At 70.1% G+C, this 12,237-nt stretch carries 11 protein-coding genes; 9 read left to right on the forward strand and 2 right to left on the reverse strand.

Annotated features, from left to right (window positions below; all coding sequences use genetic code 11):
* Positions 1-7 precede the first annotated feature (7 nt).
* Genes RALTA_RS16730 through RALTA_RS16750 form a run of 5 tightly spaced genes read left to right on the forward strand, consistent with a single transcriptional unit; the run spans position 8 to position 5,376 of the window.
* Positions 8-1,078: a type II secretion system F family protein gene (locus tag RALTA_RS16730; RefSeq protein WP_012355052.1), complete on the forward strand. Its 1,071-nt coding sequence runs from the start codon at positions 8-10 to the stop codon at positions 1,076-1,078.
* On the forward strand, positions 1,075-1,920 hold the full coding sequence (locus tag RALTA_RS16735; protein WP_085960209.1) for a tetratricopeptide repeat protein: 846 nt from the start codon (positions 1,075-1,077) through the stop codon (positions 1,918-1,920). The genes RALTA_RS16730 and RALTA_RS16735 overlap by 4 nt, the downstream gene beginning before the upstream one ends.
* On the forward strand, positions 1,917-2,288 hold the full coding sequence (locus RALTA_RS16740) for a DUF3613 domain-containing protein (protein WP_012355054.1): 372 nt from the start codon (positions 1,917-1,919) through the stop codon (positions 2,286-2,288). Before RALTA_RS16735 ends, RALTA_RS16740 begins: the two co-directional genes overlap by 4 nt.
* Entirely contained in the window at positions 2,285-3,973 is a 1,689-nt protein-coding gene (locus RALTA_RS16745) for a TadG family pilus assembly protein (RefSeq protein ID WP_012355055.1), read from the forward strand. Before RALTA_RS16740 ends, RALTA_RS16745 begins: the two co-directional genes overlap by 4 nt.
* Positions 3,974-4,011: 38 nt before the next feature.
* Positions 4,012-5,376 (forward strand): sigma 54-interacting transcriptional regulator, encoded by a 1,365-nt coding sequence (locus RALTA_RS16750; protein WP_012355056.1) that lies wholly within the window; start codon positions 4,012-4,014, stop codon positions 5,374-5,376.
* A 12-nt stretch (positions 5,377-5,388) separates the two neighbouring features.
* Here the strand turns inward: RALTA_RS16750 and RALTA_RS16755 are convergent, their stop codons facing one another.
* Positions 5,389-5,745: a YgiW/YdeI family stress tolerance OB fold protein gene (locus RALTA_RS16755; RefSeq protein WP_012355057.1), complete on the reverse strand. Its 357-nt coding sequence runs from the start codon at positions 5,743-5,745 to the stop codon at positions 5,389-5,391.
* A gap of 135 nt (positions 5,746-5,880) precedes the next feature.
* On the opposite strand from RALTA_RS16755, the gene RALTA_RS16760 reads away from it, so the two are divergent.
* Positions 5,881-7,029: an exonuclease SbcCD subunit D gene (locus RALTA_RS16760; RefSeq protein WP_012355058.1), complete on the forward strand. Its 1,149-nt coding sequence runs from the start codon at positions 5,881-5,883 to the stop codon at positions 7,027-7,029.
* Complete coding sequence (locus RALTA_RS16765; RefSeq protein ID WP_012355059.1) at positions 7,026-10,088, forward strand: AAA family ATPase; 3,063 nt, start codon at positions 7,026-7,028, stop codon at positions 10,086-10,088. Before RALTA_RS16760 ends, RALTA_RS16765 begins: the two co-directional genes overlap by 4 nt.
* A 34-nt stretch (positions 10,089-10,122) precedes the next feature.
* On the opposite strand, the gene RALTA_RS16770 is transcribed toward RALTA_RS16765, so the two are convergent.
* Positions 10,123-10,377: a hypothetical protein gene (locus RALTA_RS16770; protein ID WP_012355060.1), complete on the reverse strand. Its 255-nt coding sequence runs from the start codon at positions 10,375-10,377 to the stop codon at positions 10,123-10,125.
* A gap of 506 nt (positions 10,378-10,883) precedes the next feature.
* On the opposite strand from RALTA_RS16770, the gene RALTA_RS16775 reads away from it, so the two are divergent.
* Positions 10,884-11,546, forward strand: a complete 663-nt coding sequence (locus RALTA_RS16775; RefSeq protein ID WP_012355061.1) for a 3-oxoacid CoA-transferase subunit A — start codon at positions 10,884-10,886, stop codon at positions 11,544-11,546.
* A 22-nt stretch (positions 11,547-11,568) separates the two neighbouring features.
* Positions 11,569-12,207, forward strand: a complete 639-nt coding sequence (locus RALTA_RS16780) for a 3-oxoacid CoA-transferase subunit B (protein WP_012355062.1) — start codon at positions 11,569-11,571, stop codon at positions 12,205-12,207.
* Positions 12,208-12,237: the final 30 nt, after the last annotated feature.

Raw genomic sequence — 12,237 nt, forward strand, 5'->3', positions numbered from 1 at the left:
TGTCACCATGGACCGCCTGACGCTGATCTCGCTGAGCCTGCTGGTCGCCGCCTGCGGCGTCGGCGTGCTGGCCTTGCCGCTGCTGCGCGACTGGCGCCAGCGCCGGCTCTCGGCCCGCACCATCGATGCCGCGCTGGCGCGCCAGCAGCGCACCGCGGAAGCCGCCCAGGCTGCCCAGGCCGCGCCCGCTGCCACGCCGCGTGCGGCGGGCATGCCCGCCGGGCACGGTGCCGCGGGCGCGCGCCCCGCGGCGAACGCCGCGACCACTGGCGCACCGCATGGCGTGGCTACCGGCCTTGGCGCCCAGCTGGGGGCGCGCGTGGGCGAGCGCTTCGATGCCCACTGGCTGGAATCGCGGCTGGGTCGCGCGGTGGTGACGCCGGAAGACCAGCAGCTGCTGGAGCAATGCGGCTGGTATGGGCTGCAGGCGCGCGTGGTGTTCGGCGTGCTGCGGCTGGGCCTGCCGATGGCCTTGTCGGCGCTGGCGATGCTGTGGCATCTCGGCGCAAGCGGGTTCGCCGTGGTGGCCTGGGGCTTCGGCACCTTCGCCGTGGCCTACCTGGCGCCCAAGTGGTACCTGCGGCGGCGCGCCGCCGAACGCCTGCGCAGGGTCGACGACGAGCTGCCGGTGCTGATCGACATGCTGCGGCTGCTGCAGGGCGTGGGTTTGTCGATCGACCAGAGCCTGCAAGTGATCGTGGCCGAGTTCGGCAGCATGCTGCGCGTGCTGGGGCCGGAACTGGCCCGCGCCAACCAGCAGTTCGCGTCGGGCCGCTCGCGCGAGCAGACGCTGCTGCGCATCGGCCGGCTGTTCGACAGCGAAGACCTGAAGAGCCTGATCACGCTGCTGACGCAGGTCGACAAGCATGGCGGCGCGGTGCAGGAGCCGCTGCGCCAGTTCGGGCTGCGCATGCAGGAGGCGCGCAAGTCGCGCATGAAGGACGAGATCGGCCGCCTCACGGTCAAGATGACCGCGGTGATGGTGGTCAGCCTGTTGCCGGTGCTGCTGATCCTGACCGCGGGCCCCGGCTTTCTCGGGGTGATCCGCATGCTGGCAAACATGGGAGGAACGCGATGAAGGGTTTCATGGCGCGCCCGGCCGCGGCGGCGTGTGTACTGATGGCCGTGCTGTCCGGCTGCGCCGCGGGCAACAACGCCGCCACGGCCATGCACGATCAGGCCGAGGCCCAGGTGGAACTGGCCAGGCTGCGCGACAAGACCGCGCGCGCGGAATACAGCGAGCAGGCGGTCTACCTGGGCCTGATCCGCAAGATGCAGCAGGACGGGCTCTACTTTGCCTCGCTTGCGCATATCGAGGTCTATGTGCAGCGCTTCGGCGCCGGCCCCGAGATCCAGGTGATGCGCGCCGATGCGCTGCGCGAAACCGGACAGGACCAGGCCGCCATCGAGGCCTACCAGGCGCTGGCCGCCGCCGCGAAGGGCACCGAGGCCGCCCATGCGCACCACGGCCTTGGCCTGCTGGCCGGGCGCCAGGATGACTTTGTGCGCGCAGTTACGGAATTGCGCGCCGCCGCCGCGCTGGACCCGGTCAACGCGCGCATTGCCAGCGACCTGGGCTATGCGCTGATGCGCGCCGGCGCGCTGCAGGACGCACGCGTGCCGGTGATGCAGGCGCTTGAGCTGGACGCGCGCAATCCGCGCGTGATCAGCAATGCCGTGGTATGGCTGATGGCCGATGGCAAGCGCGCCCAGGCCAATGCCATGATGCAGAAGGCTGCGCTGCCCGAGCCCACCCGCAGCGCAATCCGCAAGGAAGCCGACCGCATTGCCCGCGCCGCCGCCGCGCGCGACCGCCCCGCGGCACGCCCGGGCCAGCCGAAGCCTACATCCGCGCCCGCCGCCGTGGCGGTCGTGGCCAAGCCAATCGCCATCGCCGCGCAAGCCGGCGCCACACCATGACAGCCAATCTTCTCGTTCCCATCCAAAAGCGCGCCGCATGCGTGGCGCTCTGCCTGGGGGCGCTGGCCGCGCTGGCCCCGCTGGCACACGCGCAGGGCGATGCCGCGATGACCGAAGCGGCCGCCGGCATGCCGCCGGCGCGGCCTGCGCAGCGCGAGATCGGCGCCGACACGCGTGCGATCCTGGCGATCCAGCGCGAAGGCACGCAGGCCGGGCCGATGCTGCCGATGCACGGCGAGCAGGCGGCGCTGGGCTATGAGCGCTACCTGAACAGCTTCCGCTTCGCGCTGCCCGAGTTCTACACCGGCCAGGCCAACGCCAGTACCACGCGCGCCGGTTCGGCCGGGCAGATGCTGGGCGGAAAATGAGCCTGCGCCAGCCGCCGGTGCCCCGCACCCGTCGCAACACGCGCGGCGCCGTCAGCGTGATGGCGGCGGTGCTGATCGCCACCGTCGCGATCGCCGCGCTGGTGTCGATCGACGTCGGCCATGTGTTCATGCGCCAGCGGCAACTGCAGAACATGGTGGACCTGGCGGCGATGTCGGCGGCGCAGCAGCTCAAGCGGGCGGATAGTCCAGCCAACCTCAATGCCGCGGTGCTGGGAACGGTCAGCAATATCGGCGCGAAGAACGGCTATCCGTCGGGCATTGCCATGGGCTGTGCGGAGGCTGCCGGTGGCGGGGCCGATGCGATGACGGCGTGTGTCGGCGTATGGGATCCGGCGACGGCCGGCCCGCGGCATTTCAGCGCCGTGTACAACGCGGCCACGGTCTCGCCCAATGCCGTGCGCGTCCAGGCCACGCAGACGGTGCCGATCCTGTTCGTATTCAGCGGCGGCAGCGGCAGGCAGCTGTTTGCCGAATCGATTGCGAGCGGCAGCCCGCCGGTCGCGGCGTTTTCGCTCGGCACTGGCTTGCTGGACGTCTCGACCGCCAACAGCATGCTGAGTGTGCTGCTGGGCAATGCGGTGAACCTGTCGTTGGCGGACTGGCAGGGACTGGTCAATACCACGGTCACGCTGGACCAGTTGCGGCTTGAAGCGGACGTGGGGACCGTGGATCAACTGCTGAGTGCGTCGCTGAACCTGCGCGATTTCTATGCGCTGGTGCTCGGCGCGGCCGGGCGGGACACGTTGCTTACCACCATGCTGGGTAGCCCGCCGACCGCGCTGGGCGCGAGCGGTGCGGCTGCGACGGTGTCGCTGGCAAGGCTGCTTGACCTGGGCCTGATGGCACCTGCGGCATCGTCGGCGGTGGAGGTTGGTCTGAATGTCGCGCAGTTGCTGCTCGCGGGCGCGCAGGTCGCGCGCGGCGACACCGCGGTCGCGTTGCCGCTGAACATACCGAAGCTACCGTTTGGCCTGGGCGGCATTAGCGCCAACCTGCGCGTGATCGAGCCGCCGGTCACGGCAGCCGGTCCGGCACGGCAGCTTTCCAGCAAGCCCGATACCTGGCAGACCAGCGCCACCTCCGCGCAGGTGAGGCTGACGCTGGCGCTCCAGATCAAGGCCGACATCCTGAAGCCGGTTATCGACGCCAATCTGAACGTGCCGCTGTTTCTTGATGTGGCCAACGCCACGGCCGATCTTACCCGGCTGCAATGCGCGGCCAATCCCGCGGACCGTCGGGCCACGATGCAGGTGAAGAGCGGGCTGGCCACGGCGTGCCTGACTGACGGCTGCACCGGCGGCGAGGTGGTGCTCGGCGAGGCCAAGCTCGGGCTGCTGGACATCGCGGAGGTCGTTGCCACCGACGTCCCGCGCTACGGCAACACGGCTGGCCAGGAAATTACCCTGGCACCCGGTGGGCATGTGCAAGTGGGTATGGCGGATCCGTTCGGCGGATTGTTTTCGCAGGCGCTGTCGCTGAAGGTACGGACGAAATTGCTGGGGGTTCTCAGCTTGCCCCTGGATCTGGGCCCGGTGCTGGCGCCGCTGGGGGCAACGCTCGATGGGCTGGTTCCGCCGCTGCTCAACAGCCTTGGCATCCAGCTCGGCACCGCCGACCTCTGGCTCCACAGCATCGATTGCAACAACGCTGAACTGGTGTACTGAGCCATGATCGCGCCAAACCGCCTGATGGCAGAAACAGAATGAAGACAGACCGCTGGGCCTACGAAAACCTTGAAGTCTACGTGTGGGAAGGCAAGTACGAGATTGCCGACCGCGTCACGCGTTTCCTGGCGCCGCTGGGCGTGGACGTGATTCGCGCCGGCGCGCTCGAGGCCTTGCCCGCCGAGCCGCGCCTGAAGCCGTGCATCGCGGTGATCAGCGTGTCGGTGATCGGCGCCGCGCGCTTCTCGCTGGACTGGGAGGCCGCGCACGGCATGCCGGTGATCTGGGTGGCCGGACCGGGACGCGAGACCGACCCGGGACGCTTCCCGCCGGAGTACGCGCACATCCTCGCCGATGACTTTACCGGCGCCGACCTGCGCAGCCAGATCGGCAAGCTGCTGCCGCAGTTGCTCGCCACCGAGACGACCGGTGAGCGCGAGGCCGACCTGGTGGCCGGTTCCCCGGCGATGCGCCAGCTGCTGCAGCACGTGGAGACCTTTGCCGACTTCGGCAGCAACGTGATGCTGTACGGCGAGACCGGCGCGGGCAAGGAGCGCATTGCGCGCCTGTTCCATGAGCGCAACAGCACTTATGGCAAGGGCCCGTTCGTCGCGGTCAACTGCGGCGCGATTCCCGACGGGCTGTTCGAGTCGCAGTTCTTCGGCCATGCCAAGGGCGCGTTTACCGGGGCATCGTTCGCGCATCGCGGATATTTCGAGCAGGCCAACGGCGGCACGCTGTTTCTCGACGAGATCGGCGACCTGCCGCTGTTCCAGCAGGTCAAGCTGCTGCGCGTGCTCGAAGAGAACGTGATCACGCGGCTGGGCTCGACGCTGGCGGTCAAGCTGGATTTCCGGCTGGTCGCGGCGACCAACAAGGACCTGCGCGACGCGGTGCGGCAGGGCCGCTTCCGCGCCGACCTGTTCTTCCGCCTGGCGGTGATCGAGATGCGCATCCCCAGCCTGGAAGAGCGCGGCCCGGCCGACAAGGTGGCGCTGCTGCAGTCGTTCCTGCGCCATATGCTGGGCGCCTCCGGCTATGACGCCTTGCCGCCGATGCCGGACTGGCTCAAGGGCGCGGTCGGCACCGCCTACTTCACCGGCAACGTGCGCGAGCTGCGCAACCTGGCCGAGCGCGTCGGCATCACCGTGCAGCAGACCGGACACTGGGACGAGGAGCGGATCCGGCCGCTGTTCCGCGCGCTGCATCCGGGCGCGTTCGATGGCGGCGAGCGCGCCGACCTGCGCGGCGACATGGAAGAACGCCGCCGCATCCTGGCCGCGCTCGACGCCAACGGCTGGCGCCGGCAGGACACGGCGGCCAGCCTGGGCATCAGCCGCAAGGTGCTGTGGGAAAAGATGCGCAAGTACCAGATCGCCGACAGCGAGGCCGAGCCGGTCTGAGCGCTGCCTGCATCAGGGCAGGCGGATCTCCTTCACGTCGAAGTGCGATTCGCCGATCAGTTCCTTGTCGTATTCGCCGACCAGTTCCACCGTGGTCTGCGCATCCACCGGCTTCTGCGCGGGCCAGGTCCTGGCCTTGATCTTTACCTTGATCTGGCCGGTGCCGTCCGAGAACAGGTAGCGCTCGTCGCCGACGCTGCTGACGATCTTGCCGCGCAGCACGGCCTGCTGGTCGTCCTTGCCATCGGCCTGCAGCGCCTTGACGGTCATGACGGGCACGGTGGAAGGCCCGGTGTACTGGGCGCTGGCGCCGGCTGCGCTCAGGCCCAGCGCGGCGGCGAGGGCGGTGGTGGTCAGGATGCGTTGCATGTGCGTTCTCCGTGGATGTGGATCGAGGGGCGACTGCAACCATGATGCGCGGGCCCGCCTGAACCGGTGCTGAACGGGGGGCGGGCTGCGACGCATTATGATGCGGGTTTCGCCGATTCTCCAACGGACCCCGGATTGCGTTTCCTTCACACTGCCGACTGGCATCTCGGCCGCCTCTTCCATGCGCGCAGCCTGCTGGAAGACCAGGCCCATCTCCTCGACCAGTTTGTCGCACTGGTCCGCAACGAGCGCCCGGATGCGGTGCTGATCGCCGGCGACGTCTATGACCGCGCCGTGCCGCCGCCCGAGGCGGTGGCCCTGCTCGACGATGTGCTGGGCCGCATCGTGGTCGATGCCGGCGTGCCGGTGGTGATGATCGCGGGCAATCACGACAGCGCGCAGCGGCTGGAATTTGGCGCGCGGCTGATGCGCGCGCAGGGGCTGCACGTGGCTGGCCGCACGCTGCCCGCGGCCAGTTGCGTGCGCCTGCATGATGCGCACGGCGAAGTCCGCGTCTATGCGCTGCCGTATGCCGAGCCAGCCGTGGTGCGCGATGCGATCGGCACCGAGATGCCGTCGCATGAAGCGGCCTTGCGCGCGCAGCTCGAGGCCATCCGCGCGGTGCATCCGCCAGGCGTGCGCGCGGTGGTGGTGGGCCATGCCTTCGTGGTGGGCGGCGCCGCCAGCGAATCGGAGCGGCCGCTGTCCGTGGGCGGCAGCGGCGCCGTGGCCGCGGAACTGTTCGCCGGCTTCGACCTGGTTGCGCTCGGCCACCTGCACCGGCCGCAGACGCTGGGCGGCGGACGCATCCACTACGCCGGCTCGCTGCTGAAATACTCGCTGTCGGAATGCGCGCACCAGAAGTCGGTATCGCGCATCGAACTGGATGCGGACGGGACCGTCGCCATCACGCCGCTGACGCTGCAGCCGCTGCGCGACGTGCGCGTGGTCGAAGGCGAGCTGGCGCAATTGCTGGCTGCCGGTGCCGACGATGCGCGGCGCGAGGACTACATCCACGCGCGTCTCACCGATACCGGCGCGCTGCTGGACCCGATGGCCCGGTTGCGCCGGGTCTATCCCAACGCGCTGGCAATCGAGCGCACGGTGCTGGCGCGCAGCGGCGTGGCGTCGGAGGCCGGACGCAAGCTGCGGCAGCTGGGCACGGGCGAGCTGTTCGCCAGTTTCTTCCGCGAAGTGGCCGATGCCGAGCTGGACCCCGACCAGCGTGCCGCGCTGGACCAGGTGCTGGCCGGTATCGCCGCGGCGGAGCGGGAGTCGGCATGAGACCGCTGCATCTGACGCTGCAGGCGTTCGGTCCCTTTGCCGCGACCGAGGCGATCGATTTCACGCGGCTGGGCGAGCAAGCCTTCGTGCTGATCCATGGCCCCACCGGCGCGGGCAAGACCACGCTGCTCGATGCCATCTGCTTTGCGCTGTACGGCGACACCTCCGGCGGCGAGCGCAGCGCGCAAGCCATGCGCAGCGCCAATGCGGCAGCGGGCTTGCGCACCGAGGTGACGCTGACCTTTAGCCTGGGCGCGCAGCGCTGGCGCGTGGTGCGCTCGCCTGTGCAGGAGCGCCCCAAGCAGCGCGGAGAGGGCTGGGTGACGGAGCCGGCCAGGGCGCAACTGGACCTGCACGACGGCAATGGCTGGGTCAGCAAGGCCAGCCAGCCGGGCAAGGTCACCGATGCCGTGCGCGAGTTGCTGGGCTTCGACAGCGCGCAGTTCCGCCAGGTCATCGTGCTGCCGCAGGGGCGCTTTCGCGAGCTGCTGACCGCCAGTTCGCAGGCGCGGCAAGCCATCCTGGAACGGCTGTTCCGCACCGAGCTGTACCGCCGCGTGGAAGAGCTGCTGAAGACCGAGGCCGCCAGCATCCGGCGCGGCGCCGAGCGCATCGCCATCCAGCGCGAAGAAGCCCTGCGGCAGGCCGGGGTGGAATCGGCCCCAGCGTTGGCCGACGGCATCGCGACCATGCACGCCGCGCTGCAGGCGCTGCAAGGCCAGGAGCAGGGTGCTCGCGCCGCGCAGGCCGCCGCGCAGGCCGCGCTCGCGGCCGGCGAACAGGTGGCGGCGCGCTTGCAGGAGCGCCAGCAGGCGCAGGCCGCCCATGCCGCGCTGCTGGCACGGCAGGCCGCCATGGACGACCAGCGTGGCCGCTTGCAGGCAGCGCAGCGCGCCGCGCGCGTGATGCCGGCGGTGCAGGCCGCACAGGCCGCGCAGCGCGATCACGCCGCCGGCGCCGCGGCATTGGCGCAGGCGACCGGGCACGCGGCGCGCGCCGGGCAGCGGGCCATGGAGGCCGCCGCAGCCTTGCAGGCGCAGGTGCAGCAGGCCGACGCACGCCAGGCGGCGCAGCGCCGCGTTGCGCAACTGGAAGCGATGCTGCCGCGCGCACAGCGGCTGGGCGCGTTGCAGCGCGCCCTGCATGAGGCCGAAGCCAGGCAGGCCGCCGCTGCCACCGCGCGCGATCGCGCAGCGGCGCGGCTTGAGGCCTGCCGTACTGCCGCCGTGACCGCTGAATCGGCACTGGGACAGGCGCAGCTTGCCGCGGCACAGGCACAGGCCAGCGCCTTGCAGTTGGCCGCGCTGCAGGAACGCGCGCGGCAATTCGAACGATATCGACAAGCGGCGCGTTCGCTGGACGCCGCGAACATGCAGGCCGCGGGCTACGCTCAAGCCGAACAGCATGCGCGGCAACAGCGCGACCGCTGCCGCACCGCGCTGGCCGAAGCCGAAGCCGCGTGGCGCGCCGGGCAGGCCGCGCGCCTGGCGCAAACGCTGGCGTCGGGCGATGCCTGCCCGGTCTGCGGCAGCACCGCGCATCCCGAGCCGGCGCGGCACATAGCGCAGCCGCTGTCGGACCTGGCGCTGGAGGCCGCGCGCCAGGCCCTGCTGGAAGCGGAAGCCGAAGCGGTGCGCTGTGCCGGCCAGCACCAGGCCGCGCAACTGGCGATCGCCCAGGCACGCGAGCGGCTGGAAGAGCTGGCCGCGGCACTGGGCGATGCCAGCGAGGCCGCGGCCGCCGGTGTCAGCGCTGACATCGCAACGCGGCAAGCGGCGCTGGCGCAGCAGCGGCAGGAATCGGCCAGCCTCGCGCAACGCGAGGCGGCGATCGCGGCCTCGCGCGCGGCGCGCGACAGCGCCGAAGCCGGGCACCGCAATGCCGTTGCCGCGGCCGATGCCGCGGCGCAGGCACTGGCCCATTGCCGCGGCGAATGGCAGGCCGAGAGCGCGCAGGTGCCCGACGATTCGCGCGATCCGGTGGCATTGGGCGAGGCACTGCGCCAGGCCCAGGCCGCGCTGGCCGGACTTGAGCAGGCGCTGGCAACGGCCCAGGCGGCCGAGCGGCAGGCCGCTGCGGAAGCTGCCGGTGCGCAGGCCGCGCTGGTGTCGGCACGGCAGTCTCAGGCGCAGGTCGCTGAACGCCTGGCCAGCGCCGACGCGGCATTGGCGCACGCGCTCGCGCAGCATGGCTTTGCCGATGCCCGCGCGCATGCCGACGCCTGCCTGGACGATGACGCCATGCAAGCGCTGGACGCCACGCTGCGCACGTTCGACAGCCAACTGGCTGCCGCGGCCGACCGGCGCGAACGCGCGGAAGCTGCCGCGCAAGCGCTCGATGCGCCCGACCTGGACGGGCTGCGCGCGGCGCTGGCGGCTTCGGCGGCGACGGTGGAGGACCTGGTGCGGCAGCAGGCCGAGCGCGGCCGTTCCCGCGACGCGCTGCTGCAATGCCAGCAGCGGTTGCAGCAACTGGACCGCGAAGGCCGCGACATCGAAGCCCGCTTTGCCGTGCTGGGCCGGCTGGCCGAAGTGGCCAACGGCAACAACCCGCGCCGCATGACGTTCCAGCGCTTCGTGCTGGCCACCCTGCTCGACGAGGTGCTGGAAGCCGCTTCCGCGCGCCTGCTGGCGATGAGCCGCGGCCGCTATGTGCTGCAGCGCGTGCGCGAGCAGGCCGACCAGCGCAGCGCCGGCGGGCTCGATATCGAAGTGTTCGACCACGATACCGGCGCGGCGCGGCCGGCCAACACGCTGTCAGGCGGGGAAGGCTTCCTGGCCTCGCTGTCGCTGGCGCTGGGCCTGGCCGACGTGGTGCAGTCGCGCGCGGGCGGCATCCAGCTTGACACCCTGTTCGTCGACGAAGGCTTTGGCACGCTCGATCCCGAAAGCCTGGACTTCGCCCTGCGCACGCTGCTGGACCTGCAGCAGGCCGGGCGGCTGGTCGGCATCATCTCGCACGTGACAGAGCTGCGCGAACGCATCGACGTGCGGCTGGAAGTGCGGCCCGGCTCGGGCGGCAGCCGCGTGGTGTTGAGCGGGATGCCGGCCGCGGCCTAGACGGGAAGGGCAGGAGGCGCGGTGAAGCGAGAGTTCAGGCGACGACGGCCTGGCGGCAGCGAATCGCCATCACCTGCGCTTCGAAAGCGCGGGCGGCCGCACGGGCCAGGCGCGCGCGCCGCGAAAGCGCCGGCGTGGGAGACTGCGTGAGGGCGCCGGTTGCGGCAGGCGCCATTACGGCGGGCATCGGGTGCAGGTCCATTGCCCAGGCATTGCGGGTGACATGCAAGATGCGGGCGAGCGCTGCTGCATGGGGCGTGGAAGAAAACGGGAGATTGGCGGTGGCCATGGTGACGGTTCCTCGTTCTTGTATGTTGCCAGGCGGGGCCTGCTCAGCCGGGTGGTCCGGTGGCTGCTGTGCCGGCACTGCCTTTGTTCCTGATTCAACGATAGGCCCGCCCGGCCTCGCGCCCTATCCCGTGCGGGCCGATTGTGATGTCGGCTGTGTCCTACAAAGGGGGTGTCTGCATCACCTTGCGCGCTGATCGCACAAACTGGTTGGCCGACCGCGCGGTCGGCTTGACCGTCGTCGACGGCCAGGTGTAATCTGTTCATTCTGCGAATTCAAGTTCGTATATCGAACATTTCGGGACACCGAGGTTCGATTGACGAGTGCCTGGTTCCACCTCGACCAAAGCAGAGCACGCGCAGACTGCTGGACTCGTTCACCGGGCAGCCCAAGCCGCCCGCCGCAACGAACATCCTTCCGGCAGGACTACCGGAGACCGTCTTTCATGCGCCGCGGCTTGCGGCCCGCTCCGGTAAGCCTGGCGGATCTTCCGACCTGGAACGCAAGTGATCAACAAGCTATACGACTCGGTGGAAGCGGCGGTTGCCGGCATCCACGACGGCGCCACCATCCTGACCGGCGGCTTCGGCCTGGCAGGCATGCCCGCGGAACTGATCGACGCGCTGATCGCGCAAGGCGCGCGCGACCTCACCATCGTCAACAACAACGCCGGCAACGGCGATACCGGGCTGGCCGCGCTGCTCAAGGCCAGGCGCGTGCGCAAGATCATCTGCTCGTTCCCGCGCCAGGCGGATTCCTACGTGTTCGATTCGCTCTACCACGCCGGCGAGATCGAGCTGGAACTGGTGCCGCAGGGCAACCTGGCCGAGCGCATCCGCGCAGCCGGCGCCGGCATCGGCGGCTTCTTCACCCGCACCGCGTATGGCACGCCGCTGGCCGAAGGCAAGGAAACGCGCATCATCGACGGCCAGGGCTATGTGTTCGAAACCCCGATCCACGCCGACTTCGCGCTGATCAAGGCCGATACCGCCGACCGCTGGGGCAACCTGACCTACCGCAAGACCGCGCGCAACTTCGGCCCGATCATGGCGATGGCCGCCAAATGCGCCATCGTGCAAGTCAGCCACGTGGTCGAGCTGGGCGAGATGGACCCCGAGCACATCGTCACGCCGGGCCTGTTCGTCAAGCGTGTCGTCAAGGTCGCCTGAGCGCGAATACAGGAGAAACAGCATGCAACGCCTGACCCGCGATCAGATGGCCGCCCGCGTGGCCAAAGACATTCCCGACGGTGCCGTGGTCAACCTCGGCATCGGCCTGCCCACCCTGGTCGGCAACCACCTGCCGGCCGACAAGGAAATCCTGCTGCACAGCGAGAACGGCCTGCTCGGCATGGGCCCCGCGCCCGCCGCCGGTGAAGAGGACGGCGACCTGATCAATGCCGGCAAGCAGCCGGTGACGATCAAGCCGGGCGGCTCGTACTTCCACCACGCCGATTCATTCGCGATGATGCGCGGCGGCCATCTCGACTTCTGCGTGCTGGGCGCGTTCCAGGTGTCGCAGCAGGGCGACCTGGCCAACTGGCACACCGGCGCACCGGGCGCCATTCCCGCTGTGGGCGGCGCGATGGACCTGGCGATCGGCGCCAAGCAGGTGTTCGTGATGATGGAGCACCTGACCAAGCAGGGCGAAAGCAAGATCGTGCCGCAATGCACCTATCCGCTGACCGGCATCGGCTGCGTGACGCGCATCTACACTGACCTTGCCACCATCGACGTGACGGCCGACGGCCTGGTCGCGCGCGACCTGGTGGAAGGCCTTGGCTTTGACGAACTGCAGCGCCTGACCGGCGTGCCCCTGAAGCAGGCCTGAGCGCCCGCATCGATATCCATCACAACGAGA

This window comes from Cupriavidus taiwanensis LMG 19424 (assembly GCF_000069785.1).
Lineage (GTDB): Bacteria > Pseudomonadota > Gammaproteobacteria > Burkholderiales > Burkholderiaceae > Cupriavidus > Cupriavidus taiwanensis.

Excerpts from the sequence above, each read along its gene's own strand:
- RALTA_RS16730 (WP_012355052.1), top strand. The coding sequence starts at position 8 with ATGGACCGCCTGACGCTGATCTCGCTGAGCCTGCTGGTCGCCGCCTGC.
- RALTA_RS16735 (WP_085960209.1), top strand. The coding sequence starts at position 1,075 with ATGAAGGGTTTCATGGCGCGCCCGGCCGCGGCGGCGTGTGTACTGATG.
- RALTA_RS16740 (WP_012355054.1), top strand. The coding sequence starts at position 1,917 with ATGACAGCCAATCTTCTCGTTCCCATCCAAAAGCGCGCCGCATGCGTG.
- RALTA_RS16745 (WP_012355055.1), top strand. The coding sequence starts at position 2,285 with ATGAGCCTGCGCCAGCCGCCGGTGCCCCGCACCCGTCGCAACACGCGC.
- RALTA_RS16750 (WP_012355056.1), top strand. The coding sequence starts at position 4,012 with ATGAAGACAGACCGCTGGGCCTACGAAAACCTTGAAGTCTACGTGTGG.
- RALTA_RS16755 (WP_012355057.1), bottom strand. The coding sequence starts at position 5,745 with ATGCAACGCATCCTGACCACCACCGCCCTCGCCGCCGCGCTGGGCCTG.
- RALTA_RS16765 (WP_012355059.1), top strand. The coding sequence starts at position 7,026 with ATGAGACCGCTGCATCTGACGCTGCAGGCGTTCGGTCCCTTTGCCGCG.
- RALTA_RS16770 (WP_012355060.1), bottom strand. The coding sequence starts at position 10,377 with ATGGCCACCGCCAATCTCCCGTTTTCTTCCACGCCCCATGCAGCAGCG.
- RALTA_RS16780 (WP_012355062.1), top strand. The coding sequence starts at position 11,569 with ATGCAACGCCTGACCCGCGATCAGATGGCCGCCCGCGTGGCCAAAGAC.